18 protein-coding genes and 1 pseudogene are annotated in these 17,751 nt (G+C 72.3%); 12 read left to right on the top strand and 7 right to left on the bottom strand.

Going from position 1 to position 17,751, the window contains the following annotated elements; all coding sequences use genetic code 11:
* Nucleotides 1–103 precede the first annotated feature (103 nt).
* Nucleotides 104–937: a FadR/GntR family transcriptional regulator gene (locus tag ABT137_RS23945; RefSeq protein WP_351712066.1), complete on the bottom strand. Its 834-nt coding sequence runs from the start codon at nucleotides 935–937 to the stop codon at nucleotides 104–106.
* A 352-nt stretch (nucleotides 938–1,289) separates the two neighbouring features.
* Here ABT137_RS23945 and ABT137_RS23940 point away from each other — a divergent pair, with 352 nt between their 5' ends.
* The 7 genes and pseudogenes from ABT137_RS23940 to ABT137_RS23910 form a co-directional block, all read left to right on the top strand.
* Nucleotides 1,290–2,141, top strand: a complete 852-nt coding sequence (locus ABT137_RS23940; RefSeq protein ID WP_351712064.1) for a hypothetical protein — start codon at nucleotides 1,290–1,292, stop codon at nucleotides 2,139–2,141.
* A gap of 108 nt (nucleotides 2,142–2,249) precedes the next feature.
* Nucleotides 2,250–3,188 (top strand): fumarylacetoacetate hydrolase family protein, encoded by a 939-nt coding sequence (locus tag ABT137_RS23935; RefSeq protein ID WP_351712062.1) that lies wholly within the window; start codon nucleotides 2,250–2,252, stop codon nucleotides 3,186–3,188.
* Nucleotides 3,189–3,205: 17 nt separating this feature from the next.
* Nucleotides 3,206–3,778 (top strand): NADPH-dependent FMN reductase, encoded by a 573-nt coding sequence (locus tag ABT137_RS23930; RefSeq protein ID WP_351712060.1) that lies wholly within the window; start codon nucleotides 3,206–3,208, stop codon nucleotides 3,776–3,778.
* Nucleotides 3,775–5,292 carry a DHA2 family efflux MFS transporter permease subunit gene (locus ABT137_RS23925; RefSeq protein ID WP_351712058.1) on the top strand — a complete coding sequence of 506 codons (1,518 nt, stop codon included), beginning with the start codon at nucleotides 3,775–3,777 and terminating at the stop codon, nucleotides 5,290–5,292. Before ABT137_RS23930 ends, ABT137_RS23925 begins: the two co-directional genes overlap by 4 nt.
* Complete coding sequence (locus ABT137_RS23920) at nucleotides 5,289–5,720, top strand: GlcG/HbpS family heme-binding protein (RefSeq protein ID WP_351712056.1); 432 nt, start codon at nucleotides 5,289–5,291, stop codon at nucleotides 5,718–5,720. The genes ABT137_RS23925 and ABT137_RS23920 overlap by 4 nt, the downstream gene beginning before the upstream one ends.
* A 169-nt stretch (nucleotides 5,721–5,889) precedes the next feature.
* Nucleotides 5,890–7,419 (top strand): MFS transporter, encoded by a 1,530-nt coding sequence (locus ABT137_RS23915; RefSeq protein WP_351712054.1) that lies wholly within the window; start codon nucleotides 5,890–5,892, stop codon nucleotides 7,417–7,419.
* Nucleotides 7,420–7,519: 100 nt separating this feature from the next.
* Nucleotides 7,520–7,609: pseudogene (locus ABT137_RS23910) on the top strand (cupin domain-containing protein); the annotation flags it as partial.
* Between the two features lie 49 nt (nucleotides 7,610–7,658).
* On the opposite strand, the gene ABT137_RS23905 reads toward ABT137_RS23910, so the two are convergent.
* Complete coding sequence (locus tag ABT137_RS23905) at nucleotides 7,659–9,065, bottom strand: VWA domain-containing protein (protein ID WP_351712052.1); 1,407 nt, start codon at nucleotides 9,063–9,065, stop codon at nucleotides 7,659–7,661.
* Nucleotides 9,062–9,919 carry an AAA family ATPase gene (locus ABT137_RS23900; protein ID WP_351712050.1) on the bottom strand — a complete coding sequence of 286 codons (858 nt, stop codon included), beginning with the start codon at nucleotides 9,917–9,919 and terminating at the stop codon, nucleotides 9,062–9,064. Before ABT137_RS23900 ends, ABT137_RS23905 begins: the two co-directional genes overlap by 4 nt.
* 156 nt (nucleotides 9,920–10,075) lie before the next feature.
* Here ABT137_RS23900 and ABT137_RS23895 point away from each other — a divergent pair, with 156 nt between their 5' ends.
* From ABT137_RS23895 to ABT137_RS23875, 5 genes are read left to right on the top strand one after another with little or no spacing between them, the layout of a single operon-like run.
* Entirely contained in the window at nucleotides 10,076–10,648 is a 573-nt protein-coding gene (locus ABT137_RS23895) for a TetR/AcrR family transcriptional regulator (protein ID WP_351712048.1), read from the top strand.
* A 59-nt stretch (nucleotides 10,649–10,707) separates the two neighbouring features.
* Nucleotides 10,708–11,388 carry an ABC transporter permease gene (locus ABT137_RS23890; protein WP_351712046.1) on the top strand — a complete coding sequence of 227 codons (681 nt, stop codon included), beginning with the start codon at nucleotides 10,708–10,710 and terminating at the stop codon, nucleotides 11,386–11,388.
* Nucleotides 11,385–12,056 (top strand): ABC transporter permease, encoded by a 672-nt coding sequence (locus ABT137_RS23885; RefSeq protein ID WP_351712044.1) that lies wholly within the window; start codon nucleotides 11,385–11,387, stop codon nucleotides 12,054–12,056. The genes ABT137_RS23890 and ABT137_RS23885 overlap by 4 nt, the downstream gene beginning before the upstream one ends.
* Nucleotides 12,053–12,991, top strand: a complete 939-nt coding sequence (locus ABT137_RS23880; RefSeq protein WP_351712042.1) for an ABC transporter substrate-binding protein — start codon at nucleotides 12,053–12,055, stop codon at nucleotides 12,989–12,991. Before ABT137_RS23885 ends, ABT137_RS23880 begins: the two co-directional genes overlap by 4 nt.
* A gap of 56 nt (nucleotides 12,992–13,047) precedes the next feature.
* A complete protein-coding gene (locus ABT137_RS23875; RefSeq protein ID WP_351712040.1) occupies nucleotides 13,048–13,653 on the top strand; it encodes a hypothetical protein in 606 nt (201 codons plus the stop codon).
* Nucleotides 13,654–13,668: 15 nt separating this feature from the next.
* Here ABT137_RS23875 and ABT137_RS23870 read toward each other — a convergent pair whose 3' ends face one another.
* From ABT137_RS23870 to ABT137_RS23855, 4 genes are read right to left on the bottom strand one after another with little or no spacing between them, the layout of a single operon-like run.
* On the bottom strand, nucleotides 13,669–14,823 hold the full coding sequence (locus ABT137_RS23870) for an ABC transporter ATP-binding protein (RefSeq protein ID WP_351712038.1): 1,155 nt from the start codon (nucleotides 14,821–14,823) through the stop codon (nucleotides 13,669–13,671).
* 22 nt (nucleotides 14,824–14,845) lie between these two features.
* Entirely contained in the window at nucleotides 14,846–15,514 is a 669-nt protein-coding gene (locus tag ABT137_RS23865; protein WP_351712036.1) for a LutC/YkgG family protein, read from the bottom strand.
* Nucleotides 15,511–16,989, bottom strand: coding sequence for a LutB/LldF family L-lactate oxidation iron-sulfur protein (locus ABT137_RS23860; RefSeq protein WP_351712034.1), 1,479 nt, complete (start codon nucleotides 16,987–16,989; stop codon nucleotides 15,511–15,513). Before ABT137_RS23860 ends, ABT137_RS23865 begins: the two co-directional genes overlap by 4 nt.
* The gene (locus tag ABT137_RS23855; RefSeq protein WP_351712032.1) at nucleotides 16,986–17,741 is read right to left on the bottom strand and encodes a (Fe-S)-binding protein; all 756 of its coding nucleotides are present in this window, start codon (nucleotides 17,739–17,741) and stop codon (nucleotides 16,986–16,988) included. The genes ABT137_RS23860 and ABT137_RS23855 overlap by 4 nt, the downstream gene beginning before the upstream one ends.
* Nucleotides 17,742–17,751 lie beyond the last annotated feature (10 nt).

The raw sequence follows: 17,751 nt of genomic DNA, 5'->3' as shown, positions 1-17,751 counted from the left end.
TCGGCGAGGTCGAGGCCGTGCATCACGTCGGCCGTGAGGATGCCCAGGGGCGGCCCGTAGGGGGCGGCGTCGCGGACGGTGCGGATCGTAGGGGACGGTGCGGTTACGAGAGGGTGCTCCGGGGGTTGGTGACCTGGCCGCCGAGGGTGACGTTCGTCCGCAGCCAGGCGGTGAGTGCCTCGGTGAGACCGTTGTCCGAGACGTTGGTGTCCCCCTCGGATGCACGGGCCGCCGTGATCCGTTCGAGGGCCTCGCGGTGGTAGTCGCGGACCACCGCCGCCGCGTGCCGGGGGTCCCGGGCGGCGACCGCGGCCACGATCCGCATCCGCTCCGTGTGCAGGGGGCCGGCGACCCGGCCGAAGGTTCCGCCCTCGCCGCCGGAGAGCTTCACGCCGAGTCCGATCTGCATCTCGCTGATGAACCGGCACAGCGCGGCGAGCAGCGGGTTGTGCGAGATCTCGCCGAGCACGGCGAAGAAGTCGCGCAACGCCGCGGCGGTCCGCTCCACGCCCTCGGCGGCGGGGACGGCCTGCGCCGCCGCCCGCAGCCGGTCGACCTCCTCGTCGGTGGCGTGTTCGGCGGCGAGTTCGGCGGCGTAGGCGTTCAGGGCGCCGAGCAGGCCGAGGACCTCCCGGCCGCTCACCTTCTCGACCTGTACCACGGAGGCGATGGACACCGCGAGCAGGGTGTCGCCCTGCGCGGTGACCGTCGCCCGGCTGCCGTTGCGGGTGTTGACCAGGCCCATCGCGGTCAGTACCCGGACCGCCTCGCGGACGGTGGGGCCGCTCACGTCGTAGTACGCGGCCAACTCCCGCTCGGACGGCAGCCGTGAGCCGTCGGGCAGGGCGCCGCTGAGGATCTGTGAGCGCAGGTCCTCGACGATCTGGTCGGCCACCCGGCCGCGGAAGATCTTCGCGGGGTTCTGGGGCACGGACATGTCACTCCCGGGCGTGTTTCCGGACGTGCGGCGCCCGGATCTTCTGTGGTCTACGAGTAAAGGTAACCTACCTGGTAGGTCGCGGCAAGGTGACGGGGTCGCGTGCATGCCACCAGGCTCTTTCTTCAATTTCGATGAAAGCCCATCTCCTACCTTGACACAAACCTACTAGGAAGGTTTCTTGGAGGGGCAGCGACGACCGGAGGTCCCTCCCGGACGGGACGAGACCTGCCGCGGCCCAGCCGGCCGCGCGCCCGACGGCCGATCGCCTTCTCACCCCCACCCGCCCGACCGGGCGAGCCCCAGGCCGCACGGTTCCCGCACGGGTGCTCGACGACAACGGAGGACAGCGATGAAGATCGCGCCGTTCGACCCGAACGCGTACAAGATGGACCACCCCCGCGGCACGGTCGCCTTCAACTACCTGCTGATGGGGGATCGGAGCAAGCCGCTGGAGAACTACCGCTACATCCTGGGCCGCCAGGAGGGCGACTTCTCCATGCCTCGGCACTGCCACACCTTCGAGCAGATCCGGCTGCCGCTGGTCGGCGACATGAACCTCGGTGAGCAGGGCATCCTGCGCGAGGGCGAGGTCGGCTACTTCCCCGAGGGCCAGACCTACGGCCCGCAGGACGACCGGCTCACCGACCCCAAGCAGCTGCAGCTCGTCCTGCAGTTCGGCGGCGCCTCCGCGCTGGGCATGGGCGCGGGCCGCGGCCGGGGCCCGGACAACAAGGAGGCGCAGGCCGAGCACCGTCGGCAGCGGGAGCAGAAGTTCCCCAAGCCGCGCTACAACGGAGTCGTCATCACCGACCCCGAGCACCTCAACTGGCTGCCCGTGGCCGGCTGGCCGGGCGTGAAGCGCAAGCACGTCGGCACCTACACCGAGCGTGAGTTCTACGTGGAGTTCGTCAAGCTCGACGCCGGCGCCGAGTGGATCTCGGAGAGCGACGTCGCCAAGCGGCTGACCGTGGTGCTCTCCGGCACCGGCACGGTCGAGGGCACCGCGATCGGCCGGCTCGGCGCGGTCGAGGCCGATCCGGGGGAGAAGGCCCGCTACGCCGCCGCCGAGGAAGTGGTGCTGTTCACCGTCGGCCTGCCGCCGATCCAGCTCCCGGTCGAGCCCGACGACGACAAGTTCGTCACCGTCGTCACGGACGGCGGCATCCGCTTCGAGAACCCCAAGGACGCCGACAACGGCTGAGCCGGACAGAGCCCTACGACGGCCGGCCACCAGCCGGCCGTCGGGCCGCACGGCCGTCCCGTCCCCCTCGCGGCCCGCCCGCCGTCCCTCACCAGAAAGCCCCCAACCGTGAAGATCGCCTCACGGCGGACCCCCTTCGGCGACCGGCTCTGCTTCGCCGAAGTGCTGCCCGACCAACTCGTCGACCTCCGGGCCGCCTTCGTGCGACGGCTGGAGACGGAGGGCGTCCACCGGGACGACGCCCTCGCCCGCTCCCGGCGCGTCGTCCCGGCAGACCTGCCCGAACTGCTCCGCACGGACCCCGGACTCGACGCCGTACAGCGCCTGTTCGACTGGGTCGTCACCCACGCCGACAGCGGTGTCCTGGACCAGGACGGCCTGTGGTCCGCCGAACCGGGCCGGCTCGGACCGCCCATCGGCAGGCCGCACACCGTCTGGTGCATGCTGGCCAACTACCCGCGCCGCAGCCCCACCCCCGGGGGACGGCCACCGATCCCCCGCGGGCTCCAGGGCTGCCTCAAGGCCCCCGGTGCCCTCGCGGGCCCGTACGACGACCTGCGGCACCCCGCGATCTCCGAGCGGGTCGACCCGGAGATGGAGCTTGCGGCCGTCATCGGCACCCGCTCCCGGCATCTCACCCTCGACAACGCCCTGCGCGCGGTGGCCGGTTACGTCGGCTTCAGTGACGTCGGCTCCCGGGATGTCTCGGAGCTGGACAACAACCGCATGGACCGGGCCAAGGGATTCGACACCTACGGCATCTGCGGCCCCTGGTTCGTCACCGCCGACGAGATCCCCGACCCGCACGGCCTGCGGATCCGCCAGTGGGTCAACGGGGAGGTGCGCCAGAACGGCAGCACCACCGAGATGTTCCACACCATTCCCGAGCAACTGGTCTGGCTCACCGCGGCCATGACCCTCGCGCCCGGCGATCTGCTGTCCACCGGGACACCGGCCGGCCACGGCGCCGTACGGCCGGGCGACGTCGTCCGCGGCGAGGTCGAGGGGCTCGGCGTCATCGAGAACAAAGTCGTCCTCGACGACTGAGCGACGAAAGGCCACCCATGCCCCGACCCCGTCTGCAGACCGTCATCGGCAGCACCCGCCCCGGCCGCCGCGGCGCTGCCGTCGCCACCTGGTTCCATGCCCTGGCACTGGACCACCCCGGCTTCGACGCCGGCCTCGTCGACCTCGCCGAGGTCGCCCTGCCCCTGCTGGACGAGCCGCATCCCCCGCAGCGCGGCCGCTACGAGCACGAGCACACCCGCCGCTGGAGCGAACTCGTGAGCGCCGCGGACGCCTACGTCTTCGTGGTGCCGGAGTACAACCACAGCTACAACGCGGCCACCAAGAACGCCCTCGACTACCTGGCCAGGGAGTGGCGGGGCAAGCCGGTCGCCTTCGTCGGCTACGGCGGAGTCGCCGCCGGCTCGCGGGCGGTACAGGCCCTGCTGCCCGTCGTGACCTCCCTGGGCATGCTGCCGGTGGCCGGATCCGTGCACATCCCGTTCGTCCGGCTGTCGTTCACCGCCGACGGCAGGTTCGAGCCCGCCCCCGGTCTCGACGACAGTGCGAACGGTGTCCTCGACGACCTGCTCCGGCTGACCGCGGCCCGGCCCACCGCACCGGTCGGATGAGCGCGCCCCCGGCCACGGAACCCGCCGAGGCGACGCGGAGAGGCGGGCGTGGCGTCAGCCAGAAGGTGGCCGTCTGCGTCGTCTACGTGGCCGGGCTGTTCCTGAGCACCCTCGACATGACGATCGTCAACGTCGCCCTGCCCACCATCGGCCGCGCCTTCGACGTCCCCGCCACGGCCGTCGACACCGTGTCCATCGCGTACCTGGTGAGCCTGGCCGTCTCCGTCCCGGCCTCCGGCTGGCTCGGCGACCGCTTCGGCGGCAAACGGACCCTGCTCACCGCCGTCGCCGTCTTCACGGCCGGCTCGGCGCTGTGCGGTACGGCCACGAGCCTCGGTCAGCTGGTCGTCTTCCGGGTGGTGCAGGGCGCGGGCGGCGGGATGCTCGCCTCCGTCGGCATGGCGATGCTGCTGCGCACCTTCGCCCCGCACGAACGGGTACGGGCCTCGGCGGTCCTCAGCATCGCCAACGGCCTCGCCCCCACCATGGGCCCGGTGCTCGGCGGCATCCTGGTCACCCAGGTCTCCTGGCGGGCGATCTTCTACGTCAACGTCCCCGTCGGCGTCCTCGCCACCGCCTTCGGCGCGCTCTTCCTGCGCAACCGACCGGCCCGGCCCGCCGAGAGATTCGACCTCATCGGCTTTCTGCTCGCCGCCTGCGGGTTCGGTCTGTTGATGTACGGCGTCTCGGTGGGGCCGGAGCAGGGCTGGTGGACCGTGCCGGTGGTCGCCGCCCTCGCCTGCGGGGCGGTGCTGCTCACCGCGATGACGGTGGCCGAACTCCGCAGCCGCGCCCCGATGATCGACGTACGGCTGCTCCGGGACCGGCTGTTCGCCTCCGGCACCACGGTGATGACCGTCGAGTCGGTGACCTTCCTCGGCACCCTGTTCACCCTCACGCTCTACCTCCAGGACGAGCGGGGCATGACCGCACTCGCCGCCGGCCTCACCACCTTCCCCGAGGCCGTCGGGGTGGTCACCGGCTCCCAGCTCGCCAGCCGGGTCCTCTACCGGGCACTGCGGCCCCGGCGCCATCTGATGCTCGGCGCGGGCGGGACCAGCGCCGTCATCGCCGTGATGGCGCTGGTGCTGCCCCTGGACCCCGGCCTGTGGCTCGTCGTCCCACTGCTCTTCTGCATGGGGCTCGCCGTCGGCCAGGTCTTCGTGGGCACCCAGTCCGCCTCCTTCGCCACCGTGTCCGACGCGTCCTCCGGCCGCGCCTCGACCCTGTTCAACGTCGGCCGCAGGCTCGGCGGCGCGGCCGGGGTGGCGGTGGCCACCACCGTCCTGGTCACCGCCGGTACGGCCGGCGACCGTACGGCCGCCGGTACCGGCTACCGCGCCGCCTTCCTCACCCTCGCCGCCGTCAATCTGCTCGGCCTGTACGCCGCCACCCGCGTCAGCGACAGCGCGGCCGCGCACACCATCCCCCGTCCCGAGCAACCCACCGCCGGGAAACCCGGACAACCCCGGGATCCCGGCCGACCCGAGAAAGAAGAGGAGCCACAGCCATGACCGCACTGACGCTGAGCCAGGCGTCCGAGATCGTCGACGCGGCCCTGAGCCACGCCCGCGAACTGGGCCTGCGTCCGCTGACCGTCACCGTCCTCGACCCCGGTGGCCACCCCCTGGTCGTCAAAAGGGAGGAGGCCGCCGGCATCCTGCGCCCGCAGATCGCCCACGCCAAGGCCTGGGGCTGCCTCGGCACCGGCCAGGGCGGCGCCGCCGGTGCCCGGCACGCCACCCGCGACCCCGCGTTCTTCGCCGCCCTCGCGACCATCTCCGAGGGGCGCATCGCGTCCTCCAAGGGCGGTGCACTGATCCGGGACGAGAGCGGCGAACTGCTCGGCGCGGTCGGCGTGAGCGGCGACCGGCCCGACAACGACGAGGCCGTCGCGGTCTTCGGCGTGGCGAAGGCCGGCCTGGTCGCCGACGCCGGCTGACCCGCCTCCACCAGCAGGGCCGGGACCGTGTCAGGGACGGTCCCGGCCCGTTCCGGAAACGGATGCAGCTCGCCGCCCACCACGAGCCGCATTCCCCAGGGGGCCGCAGCCGCGCCCCCACGGCATCGAACGCCCCGTACGAAGAGCCGATGGGAAACAGAGGTACGCCATGGCAAAGACGCCGGAAGACCTCAACGCAACACCCGACAGCCCCGGGCACAAGGGACAGCCCGCAACCGCCGAAACCACCCGACTCACCCCCCGCCGCCGCACCCAGGCCCTGGCCGTGTGCATCTCCGCCGCCTTCCTGACCCTGCTCGACGTGAGCATCCTGACCGTGGCGCTGCCCTCCATGGAACGCCAACTGCACCTGTCCTCCGGGCAGGCGACCTGGTCGATCGCCGGATACACCCTGACCTTCGGTCTCGCCCTGATCCCGAGCGGCCGGCTCGGCGACGAGTTCGGCCGCAAGAAGGTCTTCCTCGTGGGGATGGTGCTGTTCGCCGTCACCGGAGTGCTGTGCGCGGTCGCGCCCGACGCCACCTGGCTGGTGGCCGGCCGCCTGGCCCGCGGCATCGCCGCCGGACTGGTCGCGCCCCAGGTCGTCGGCCTCCTCCACCAGATGTATCCGCCCCGCGAACGCGGCCGGGCCTTCGGCTACTACGGCGCCACCGTCAGCCTCTCCACCGCGATCGGCCCGCTGCTCGGCGGCGCCGTTCTGCAGGCCTTCGGTACGGCCGACGGCTGGCGCTGGATCTTCTACCTCTTCGTCCCGCTCGACCTTGCCGTGCTGCCGCTGGCCGTGCGCCTGCTGCCCGAGGGACGGCGCGCCGAACGCCGCAACTCCTTCGACCTGGTGGGTGTCCTGGTCCTCGGCCTCGCCGTCATGGCCGTGATGCTCCCGCTGCTGCAGAGCGGGGCGTGGGCGGACCGCCGCTGGTGGCTCGCCGGGGCCGGTCTCGCCCTGCTGGCTCTCTTCGTGCTGTGGGAACGCTCGGTCGCCGGCCGGGCCCGCCAGCCCCTGGTCGACATCGACCTCTTCCGGGAACGCACCTACTGGGTCGGCAGCCTGGTGGCCGCTGCCCTGTACGGCGGCTTCACGGGCATCTTCATCGTGCTGGCGCAGTTCCTCCAACAGGGCATGCACTACTCCCCGTTCAAGGCCTCGCTGTGCACCGTGCTGTTCACCGCCGGGTCCGCGGTCTGCGGCATCATCAGCGGCCGTCTCGTACACCGCGTCGGCCGCCTCCTGGTCGTCGTGGGCACCGCCCTCACCGCACTCGGGCTCGCGGCCACCGCGCTGACGGTCGGCGGGTCCGGACCCGGCGACAACATGTTCCTGCTGATGGCCCTGCCGCTCCTGGTGGCCGGCTGCGGCGCCGGGTTCGTCATCGCGGCGAACCAGACACTCGCCCTCCATCTGGTACCGCGCCGGGAGGGCAGCACGGCGGCCGGGGTCTACCAGACCGGCATGAAGATCGGCACCTCCCTGGGCACGGCCCTGGCGAGCTCCCTCTACTTCAGCCAACTCCTCGCCACCCATGGGGACTTCCCGGCCGCCGCCCGCGTCGGTCTGCTCGGCGCGGCCGGCCTGGCGGCCGTCGCCTTCGTGGTGGCCCTGCCTGGTCTGACTCTCCGCGGTCGGCAGGACACCGCACCGACGGTGGGCGTCCTGGAGGAGGCCGAACCGGCCAGGTGAGCCGACCGCCGATGACCGCTCCGCATCCGCCGGAGAGGCAAGGACCATGACGACCGTGCACGGGTACGCCGTCGACATCCCCGTCCAGGACGGCACCGCCGACGCCTGGGTCGTGGGCGACGAGCAGGTCATCCCCTACGACTTCGCCGGCGGCATGGCAGCGGACTACGCGAAGGCCAAGGAGGGCTGAGAACGGCCGAGGGTGCCGTCACCTTCCGTGGGTGACGGCACCCGGTGTGTCAGACCGGCAGCAGCCGCGCGATCAGCCCGCCGAGCTGGCGGGCGGTACGGCACTCGTGCATCTCCACCAGTTCCGCGTAGTCCGGCGCGGCCGAGTCGCCGGTGCCCCACAGGGAGTGCGGCTCGGGGTTCAGCCAGTAGACGCGCCGTGCCTGTCCGGCGATCCGGCGGACGGCGGCGAGGTTCGGGTCGAGGTTGTTGGTACGGGCGTCGCCGAGCACGAACACCGTGGTCCGCGGGCCCACCGCGGCGCCGTACCGCTCCGCGAACTCGCCGAGCGCGTGGCCGTAGTCGCTGCTGCCGTGCCAGCCGGTGAGGGTCGCCTCGGCGCGGATCCGGGCTCCCAGCCCCTCCGGATCGGCCCGGCCGTGCTCCAGGAGGCCGGTCACCTCGTCGATCCGGTTGACGAACGCGAACACCCGGACCTTGCTGAACTGGTCGTGCAGCGCCTGCACCAGCAGCATCGTGAAATCGGAGAACCCCGACACCGAGCCGGAGACGTCACACAGCAGTACCAGCTCGGGGCGGACCGGGCGGCGCCGGCGCAGTACCGGCCGCATCGGCACCCCGCCCGTCGACAGCGAGCCGCGCAGGGTGCGCCGCAGGTCGATGGTGCCCCGCGCGGCCCGGCGGCGGCGCGCGGCCAGCCGGGTGGCCAGCTTCCGCGCCAGCGGCTGCACGGTCCTGCGCAGCTCGGTGAGCTGCTCGCGCCCGGCCGACAGGAAGTCCACCCGGTCGGCGCTCGGCGCCACCGCCCGCCGGGCGATCCGGTCCCGGCCGCGCCGCTCGGCCACCCGCCGCCGGGCCTCCGCCGCGACCATGCCCCGGAAGGTCTCGATCCGCCGCCGGATCTCGTCGTCGAGCAGCCGGTCCGCGAACCCCTCGCCGCCGCCCCGTGCCCGGACGTCCGCCCGCACCCGCGCGAGCAGCGTCTGGGGCCGCAGCCGGTCCAGGGTCTGATACGACGACCAGCCGTCCGAGCCCGGCGAACTCCCGTATCCGCCCAGGCCGTCCACGGCCTCGGCCGCCAACTGCCGCAGCAGCGCGGTGTCGTCGTCCGCCAGCGCGGCCGCAAGCCGCTCCCGCAGCTCCTCCCGGTCGCCGGACGGGTCGCCGGAGCCACCGCCGGGCGCGCCCACCGCGCGCGGGAAGTAGAGGTCGAAGACCTGGTCGAACACGGCCCGTTGGCCGGTGCCGTGCAGCAGGGTCGCGGCCAGCCCCTCGCGCAGCAGCTCCCGGTCCGCCAGGCCCAGCGCCGCCACCGCCCGGCCCGCGTCCACGGTCTCCCCGGTGCCGACCCGCACCCCGTGCGCCCGCAGCGCCCCGACCAGCCCCGTCAGCCGGTCGGCAAGGTCGGCCGGAGCGTCGCCCGGTGCGTCAGCCGGTGCGCCGGCCGATGTGCTCACAGCGCGTCCAGGTCCAGCTTGGCGGCCGCCTTCTGGATGTCGTCCTGGTGCTTGAGAATCACGCCCAGGGAGTCCCGTACGACCTGTTCGTCCAGGGTGTCGGCGCCCAGGGCCAGCAGGGTGCGCGCCCAGTCGATCGTCTCCGCCACCGAGGGGACCTTGCGCAGGTCCATCGCCCGCAGCGCCCCGACCACCCGGACCACGGACTCGGTGAGCGCCTCGGTGAGCTCCGGCACCTTCAGCCGTACGATCCGGCGCTCCAGCTCCTCGTCCGGGAAGCCGATGTGCAGGAACAGGCAGCGGCGGCGCAGCGCCTCGGACAGCTCGCGGCTCGCGTTCGAGGTGAGCACCACGAAGGGGCGGCGGGTCGCGGTGACCGTGCCCAGCTCGGGGACGGTCACCTGGAAGTCGCTGAGCACCTCCAGGAGCAGGCCCTCCACCTCGACGTCGGCCTTGTCGGTCTCGTCGATCAGCAGCACCTTCGGGTCGTCGCCCCGGATCGCGGTGAGCAGCGGGCGGGGGAGCAGGAACTCCTCGCTGAAGATGTCGGTACGGGCCTCGTCCCAGGTCTCGTCCCGGCCCGCGCTGATCCGCAGCAGCTGCTTGGCGTGGTTCCACTCGTACAGCGCCCGGGACTCGTCCACGCCCTCGTAGCACTGCAGCCGTACCAGCCGGGCCCCGGCGACCTGGGCCACGGCCTTCGCCAGCTCGGTCTTGCCGACCCCGGCGGGGCCCTCGACGAGGAGCGGTTTGCCCAGCCGGTCGGCCAGGAAGACGGTGGTGGCGACGGCGGGGGAGGCGAGGTAGCCGGTCTCCGCGAGGCGGGCGGAGACGTCGTCGACGGAAGTGAACAACGGGGGCCTCCGGCTGATCGGGGTCGTGGCGCGTACGCAGGCGAATCGTGCGCGGGGAACAGGTCCGGGTTCCTATCTAAGCGCTTGTTCACCACCTGGGCCACCCTGTATACCGATCGGTTTCCTCACAGTGCCCCGCGCGGTAACCTCGGCCGTATGGCCACCACAGACAAGGCGTCCCCCCGCGACCGCCTGCTCGCCGCCGCCGCCGAGCTCTTCTACCGCGACGGCGTCTCCATCGGCGTCGAGGCGCTGTGCAGGTCCGCAGGGGTCTCGAAACGGTCGATGTACCAGCTCTTCGACAGCAAGGACGAGGTGCTGGCCGCCAGCCTGGAGCGGCGCAGGCCCTGGTACGAGGCCCAGCTCAGGTCCCCGGACAGCGAGACGGCCACCCCTCGCGAACGGATCGGCTACGTGTTCCGGCGGGTGGAGGAGAACGCGGCGGCCCCCGGCTACTGCGGCTGCCCGTACCTCGCCGTCCTGGTCGAACTGAAGGACGGCGAGCATCCCGCGAGCGTGGTGGCCCGAGCCGCCAAGGAACTGCTGCAGGGCTACTTCGAGGAGCAGGCCGAACAGGGCGGTGCGGCGGATCCGGCGCTGCTCGCCCGGCAGCTCATGCTGATCTTCGACGGGGCCAGCGCCCGGGCCGGCGCTCACATCGAGCACCTCGACGACGGGCTGGTCACCCGGACGGTGACCACACTGCTGGACGCGGCCGGCCTGAAGTAGCCGCCCGGACGGATCACCACAACGCGCCGGGCCGGTCGCCCACCCGATGCAATGGAGGCGTGACCGCGCCCCCGAACGACTGCCTCGCGCGCAACGAGTGGATCTGCGGCGCCTATCTGACCAGCCGCCGCCAGATCCTCCTCGACGCGGTCGGCCAGCACCTCCGGCTCACCGCGGTCTCGGTGATCGTCGGACTCGTCATCGCCGTTCCCCTGGCCGTACTGGCCCGCCGCCGGCGCTGGTCGGCCGGCCCCGTCCTCGGCATCACGACCATCCTCTACACCATCCCCTCCCTGGCGATGTTCTCCCTGCTCCTGCCCCTGTACGGCCTCTCGGCCACCCTCGTCGTCGCCGGCCTGGTGCTCTACTCGCTCACCCTGCTCGTCCGCAACATCCTCGCCGGACTGCGCGCCGTCCCCGAGGAGACCCGGCAGGCCGCCCGCGGCCTGGGCTACGGTCCGATCCGTCTCCTGCTCACCGTCGAACTGCCCCTCGCGCTGCCCGCCGCGATGGCCGGCCTGCGCATCGCCACCGTCTCCGCGGTCTCCCTCGTCACCGTCGGCGCGATCGTCGGCTTCGGCGGACTCGGCAACCTGATCTACGCCGGCATGAACACCTACTTCAAGGCCCAGGTGCTCACCGCCTCCGTGCTCTGCGTGCTGATCGCCGTCGCCGCCGACCTGCTGCTGCTCGGGGTGCAGCGGCTGCTCACCCCGTGGACGCGGGCGGCCCGCGCGTGAAGACGCTCACCGACGCCTGGGCCTGGCTCACCGACTCCGCGCACTGGGCCGGCGACGACGGCATCGGGCACCGGCTCCTTCAGCACCTCGTCCTCACCGTCGTCTGCCTCGTCATCAGCTGCCTGATCGCGCTCCCGGTCGCGCTGGTCCTCGGCCACCTCGGCAGGGGCGGCGCGCTCGCCGTGAACATCTCCAACGTCGGCCGGGCCGTCCCCACCTTCGCCGTCCTGGTGCTGCTCCTGCTCACCCCGATCGGCAGGTGGGGCGAGGGTCCCACCGTGGTCGCCCTGGTGCTGTTCGCCGTACCGCCCCTGCTCACCAACGCCTACGTCGGCATGCGCGAGGTCGACCGGAGCATCGTGCAGGCCGCCCGGGGGATGGGGATGACCGGGCGACAGATGTTGCTTCACGTGGAACTGCCCCTTTCGCTCCCCATGGTCCTCACCGGGGTGCGGATCGCCGCCGTCCAGCTCGTCGCCACCGCCACCATCGCCGCGCTCGCAGGCGGCGGCGGACTCGGCCGGATCATCACCGCCGGATTCAATCTGGCCAGCACGCCCATGGTGGTGGCCGGAGCGATCCTGGTCGCCGTGTTCGCCCTGATCGTCGAGGGCGTCTTCGCGCTCGCCGAGCGGCTCGCCCCGGTCTGGCTGCGGGGCTCGCGATGAGACTCCGTACGGCGGTCGGCGCGGTGCTCCTCACCCTCACCGCCTGCACCACCGGCCCCTCCCTGGAGAACCGCGGCGAGGTCACCGCGCCCCCGGGCGACAGCAAGCACCTGACCATCGGCTCCGCCGGATTCACCGAGAGCGACCTGCTCGCCCAGATGTACGCCCAGCTCCTGAACCAGGCCGGATACCGGACCTCCCTGATCACCGTCGCCAACCGCGAACTCTACGAACCCGCCCTGGAGTCCGGGCAGATCGACGTGGTCCCCGAATACGCGGCCACCTTCGCCGACTGGCTCAACGCCAAGACCAACGGCCCCGACGCACCACCGGTGGGCTCCCCGGACCTCACCACCACGATGAAGGCACTCCGCCGCCTCGCCACCCCCCGTGGCCTCACCGTCCTCGACCCGGGCCGGGCGGTGGACCAGAACGCCTTCGCGGTCACCGCCGCCTACGCCCGGCAGCACCACCTCAGAACGCTCAGCGACCTCGGTGCCTCCGGGCTGAAGGTACGGCTCGCGGCGGGCGACGAATGCGTGCAACGGCCGTACTGCGAGCCGGGGCTGAAGAAGGTCTACGGCATCGACATCACCGGCATCGACCCCAAGGGCGTCGGCACCACCCAGGCGAAGCGGGCCGTGCAGAGCGGGCAGGACCAGATGGTGCTGACCACGACGACCGACGCGACGCTCGACCAGTTCGGACTGGTCCTCCTCGCTGACGACAGGCATCTGCAGAACGCCGACTACGTCGTCCCGGTCGTCAACCGCGCCCGGGCCGGCAGCGAGCGGGTCACCAAGGCGCTCGGCAAGCTCAACGACGTCCTGACGACGGCCGACCTGGCCTCGATGAACCAGCAGGTCGACAGCTGGCGGCGGCTGGCCCAGGACGTGGCCCGGACCTATCTGCGGGACAAGGGCCTGCTGAAGTGACGGCCGGCGGCGTGATGCCCGGGCCCGTTGTCAGTGTCGGGCGGTACGTTCGGGGCATGGGGATCTATCTGGTGAGTGTCGGTGCGCAGGAGTGGCTCGACGGCGACGGGGGCGACGAGGACGAGGGCGGCAGGGGCGCCCTCGCCGCGGCTCTCGACGAGGAGTTGCGGCGGCGCGGGCTGGCGCCGTACGAGTCGGTGCCCGAGGCGGCCGCCTTCGTGCGCGGCTCGGGGCTGTCGTTCGAGGAGAAGCTGGTACCGGCCATGGACGGGTTCGGCGCACTGTGCCGGGAGCACCTGTCCCCGAGGGAGGGGGAGCTGCTGCTGGGCTGGTCGGTGCTGGTGCCCTTCTCGCTCGACGAGGAGATCCGGCTGCCCGTCGAGTCCGCCTACACCGACGAGACGGTGGTCGCCGGTGCGCCCGAGGTGCTCGCCCTCGCACAGCGGCTGGCGGCGGTGATCGGGCTTCCTGTCGAGGCGATACCGGAGGCCTGCGACAACCTCGATCTGACCATGTGGTTCCTGGAGGGTCAGGCGAAGGAAACGGCCGAGTCCCGCCCCGGCCCGTGGGGCGAGGACCTGGACACCGCCTTCTACGTCGCGCTGTACCTGCGGGCCGCCCAGCACTCGCTGCGCCGCGGCTGCCCGATGACGTACTGCTGACGACCGCCTCTGCCGTCAGGCGTCGGAGACCGAGTCGAACGGCACCTGCCCCCGGGAGACGCCGCGTGCCTCCGCGTCCACCGAGCGGCGCAGCGCCTCATGCAGCTTGGCCGGGGTGAGGACGCCGAGGAAGCGCGAGCCGTCCAGCACCGCGACCCACCCGGCGTCGTACTGGAGCATCACGCCGAACGCCTGCTTCAGCGGGGCGCCCACCGGTACCCACGCGGTCATCCGGTGGGCGAGTCCGTCGATCGTGCCGCCCGCCGCCAGCTCGTCCCGGCCGACCCAGCCGTGCAGGTCGCCGCGCGTGTCCAGGACCACCGCCCACCGGGCGCCCTCCGCCCGCAACCGCGCGGCGGCGCTCTCGGCGGACTCGCCCAGGTGGGCGACCGGCGGCTGTTCCAGGTCGTCCGGCTCGATGTCGGTCACCGACAGCCGCTTCAGCCCGCGGTCCGCGCCCACGAACCCGGCCACGTACGGCGTGGCCGGCCTGCCCAGCACCGCACCCGGAGTGTCGAACTGCTCGATCCGCCCCTGCCCGTACACCGCGATCCGGTCGCCGAGCCGCACCGCCTCCTCGATGTCGTGCGTGACCAGCAGCACGGTCTTGCGCACGGCGGCCTGCATCCGGAGGAACTCGTCCTGCAACTGCTCCCGCACCACCGGATCGACCGCGCCGAACGGTTCGTCCATCAGCAGCACCGGGGGATCTGCGGCGAGCGCCCGGGCCACGCCGACGCGCTGCCGCTGGCCGCCGGAGAGCTGGTCCGGGTAGCGCGGCCCGTACGTCTTCGGGTCCAGGCCGACGAGGTCGAGCAGTTCGGCGGCGCGGGCCCGGGCCCTGGCCCGTTTCCAGCCGAGCAGAGCCGGGACGGTCGCGGTGTTGTCGAGGATGGTGCGGTGCGGGAACAGGCCCACCTGCTGGATGACATAGCCGATCCGGCGCCGCAGCCGCACCGGGTCGACCCCCGCGACGTCCTCGCCGTCGACGAGGATCCGGCCCGAGGTCGGTTCGATGAGCCGGTTGACCATCATCATCGTCGTGGTCTTGCCGCAGCCGGAGGGGCCGACCAGCGTGACGAGTTCACCCTCGGCCACCTCGAAGGAGAGGCCGTCCACCGCGGTCGTCCCGTCCGCGTACCGCTTGGTGACCTGCTCGAACCGGATCATTCCCTCACGTTAACCGCGCCCGTTACGAATCGCCCGCGTTGACCTCGGCGCCCGGACGGTCGCCGCCGACGAGCACCACCTCCAGGGTGCGCGGACCGTGTACCCCCTCGACCCGGTCCAGCTCGATGTCGCTGGTCGCGGAGGGGCCGGAGATCCAGGTCAACGGGCGGGTCGGATCGAGCCGTTCGAGGGCCTGGGGCACGGACGACACGACCTGGTCCGGGACCCGTACGACACAGATGTGGTGATCGGGGACGAGGGTGATCCGGCGGCGGCCCTGATCGGGGCCGCCGTCCAGGACGATCGTGCCGGTCTCGGCGATCGCCACCGCGCAGCCGGTGACCACGCTGCCGACCCGGTCGAGTTCGTGCGGGGTGCTCTCGGCCCGGTCCGCAATCTGCTCGGCCCCGGTCGCCGTGAGCCACTCCGGGGGGAGTCCGGTGGGCACGGCCACCGACCTCGAACCGTGCTCGGCGACCAACCGCCCGATCGTGGCGGCCAGTTCGTCCTCCGCGCACCGGTGCACGAGCGCCCGGTAGTCCGCCAGGTTCTCGGCGAGGAGGTCCACCGTCTCCGCGACGCTCCGCTGCCCGTGCTCCCGCAAGTACGCCCGCTCGACGGGCGTGTCCTCGTCCCGTACCTCGGCCAGCGCCCGCCGCACCCGGCCCAGGATCCGCTCCCTGCTGCTCACTTCGCACCGCCCTTTCCGCCGCCGCTCCGCTGCCACCAGTCCCGGAACGGCTCCGCCGGTACGGCGGGCAGGTCCCGGGTCTCGGTCCACGCCCGGCCGGGTCCCGGCAGCGTACGGGGATGCAGGCGGCGGCTGCGGGAGGCGAGCCGCTGGCCGGTGCGCAGGGCGGCCGGGTGGGAGAACGCCCAGCGGGCCGCACGCATCGCCACCCGCTCGGCCGCGTGCCCCTTGGCCGGCTTGAGCAGCACCTTGTTGCCGTTCCGGACCGCCTCGCCGCCCTCCACCACCCGCTCGCGCAGATGCACCAGCACCTCGGGGATGTCGATGGCGACCGGACAGACCTCGTAGCAGGCCCCGCACAGCGACGAGGCGTACGGCAGCGAGGCGTCGATCTCGCTCGCGGTGCCCCGCAGCTGGGGGCTGAGGATGGCGCCGATCGGGCCCGGGTAGACCGAGCCGTAGGCGTGGCCGCCCGCCCGTTCGTAGACCGGGCAGACGTTGAGGCAGGCGGAGCAGCGGATGCAGCGCAGGGCCTGCCGGCCCACCTCGTCGGCGAGGGTGTCGGTGCGGCCGTTGTCCAGGAGCACCAGGTGGAAGGTCTGCGGTCCGTCGCCGTCGGTGGTGCCGGTCCACGTCGAGGTGTACGGGTTCATCCGCTCGGCGGTGGAGGAGCGGGGGAGGGTCTGCAGGAAGACCTCCAGGTCCTGCCAGGTCGGCACGATCTTCTCGATGCCGACGACCGAGATCAGCGTCTCGGGGAGGGTGAGGCACATCCGCCCGTTGCCCTCGGACTCGACGACGACCAGGGTGCCGGTCTCGGCGACCATGAAGTTGGCGCCGGAGACGCCGACCTTCGCGCGCAGGAACTTCTCCCGGAGGTGGAGCCGGGCCGCCTCGGCGAGTTCGGCCGGGGTGTCGGTGAGGCCCTCGGGTGCGGGGCGCCCCCACTCGCCCATCTCCCTGCGGAAGATGTCCCTGATCTCCCCCCGGTTGCGGTGGATGGCGGGGACCAGGATGTGCGAGGGCCGGTCGTGGCCCAACTGCACGATCAGCTCGGCGAGATCGGTCTCGTAGGCCCGGATGCCCTCGGCCTCCAGCGCCTCGTTCAGCCCGATCTCCTGGGTGGCCATCGACTTGACCTTCACGACCTCCGACTCACCGGTCTCCTTGACCAGTTCGGTGACGATCCGGTTCGCCTCGTCGGCGTCGGCGGCCCAGTGGACCGTACCGCCCGCCGCCGTCACCGCCTCCTCCAACTGGACCAGGTAGCGGTCGAGATGGCGGAGCGTGTGGTCCTTGATCTGCTTGCCCGCCTCGCGCAGCGCGGCCCAGTCGGACACCTCGGCGACCGCCTTGGCCCGCTTGGCGCGGATGGTGTGTGTGGCGTGGCGCAGATTCGCGCGCAGGGTGGGGTTGTTGACGGCCTCGTGCGCGGCCTTCGGGAAGGCCGGCATCCCCAGATAGGTCCCGCTCATACGGCCGGTTCCTCCTCCGTGCTCGCCAGGATCTCCGCGATGTGCACCGGCCTCAGCCCGCTGCCGAGCCGGGTCATGGTGCCGCCGATGTGCATCAGGCAGGAGTTGTCGGCCGCGCACAGCACCTCCGCGCCGGTCGACTCGGCGTTGCGCACCTTGTCGGTGCCCATCGCCGCGGAGACGTCGGCGTTCTTCACCGCGAACGTGCCGCCGAACCCGCAGCACTCCTCGGCGCCCGGCAGCTCCACCAACTCCAGGCCCTTGACGGCCTGGAGGAGGCGACGGGGGCGGTCGGCGAGCCCCAGACTCCGCAGCCCGTGGCAGGTCGGGTGGTATGTGACATAGTGCGGATAATATGCCCCGACGTCCGTCACCCCCAGGACGTCCACCAGGAACTCCGTCAGCTCGTACGTCTTCGGCACCACTGGCGCCAGCGCCGCGGCCAGCCCGCTCCCGCGCCCCTCCGCCCGCGCCCGCTCGCCCATCCTCGGATACAGCTCCCGCACCATCGCCCCGCACGACCCGGACGGGGTCACGATCGCCTCGTACTCACCGAAGACATCGGAGAAATGCCGGGCCAGCGGCTCCGCCTCATGACGGTAACCGGTGTTGTAGTGGGCCTGCCCGCAGCAGGTCTGCGCCATCGGGAAATCGACCTCGACGCCCAGCCTGGTCAGGAGTTTCACCACGGCGCGGCCGGTGTCCGGATAGAGCGTGTCGTTGACGCAGGTCAGGAAGAGGGCGACACGCATCGCGGCTCCT

Origin of the sequence: Streptomyces sp. NPDC001980 (assembly GCF_040296885.1) — a bacterium.
Taxonomy (GTDB): Bacteria; Actinomycetota; Actinomycetes; order Streptomycetales; family Streptomycetaceae; genus Streptomyces.
This window is presented reverse-complemented; position numbering and strand designations above follow the sequence as displayed.

Bases quoted from the DNA above. Each gene is read 5' to 3' on its own strand.
- ABT137_RS23880 (WP_351712042.1), top strand. From the start codon at position 12,053: ATGAGACTCCGTACGGCGGTCGGCGCGGTGCTCCTCACCCTCACCGCC.
- ABT137_RS23925 (WP_351712058.1), top strand. From the start codon at position 3,775: ATGAGCGCGCCCCCGGCCACGGAACCCGCCGAGGCGACGCGGAGAGGC.
- ABT137_RS23915 (WP_351712054.1), top strand. From the start codon at position 5,890: ATGGCAAAGACGCCGGAAGACCTCAACGCAACACCCGACAGCCCCGGG.
- ABT137_RS23855 (WP_351712032.1), bottom strand. From the start codon at position 17,741: ATGCGTGTCGCCCTCTTCCTGACCTGCGTCAACGACACGCTCTATCCG.
- ABT137_RS23930 (WP_351712060.1), top strand. From the start codon at position 3,206: ATGCCCCGACCCCGTCTGCAGACCGTCATCGGCAGCACCCGCCCCGGC.
- ABT137_RS23945 (WP_351712066.1), bottom strand. From the start codon at position 937: ATGTCCGTGCCCCAGAACCCCGCGAAGATCTTCCGCGGCCGGGTGGCC.
- ABT137_RS23920 (WP_351712056.1), top strand. From the start codon at position 5,289: ATGACCGCACTGACGCTGAGCCAGGCGTCCGAGATCGTCGACGCGGCC.
- ABT137_RS23940 (WP_351712064.1), top strand. From the start codon at position 1,290: ATGAAGATCGCGCCGTTCGACCCGAACGCGTACAAGATGGACCACCCC.
- ABT137_RS23870 (WP_351712038.1), bottom strand. From the start codon at position 14,823: ATGATCCGGTTCGAGCAGGTCACCAAGCGGTACGCGGACGGGACGACC.
- ABT137_RS23860 (WP_351712034.1), bottom strand. From the start codon at position 16,989: ATGAGCGGGACCTATCTGGGGATGCCGGCCTTCCCGAAGGCCGCGCAC.
- ABT137_RS23895 (WP_351712048.1), top strand. From the start codon at position 10,076: ATGGCCACCACAGACAAGGCGTCCCCCCGCGACCGCCTGCTCGCCGCC.
- ABT137_RS23875 (WP_351712040.1), top strand. From the start codon at position 13,048: ATGGGGATCTATCTGGTGAGTGTCGGTGCGCAGGAGTGGCTCGACGGC.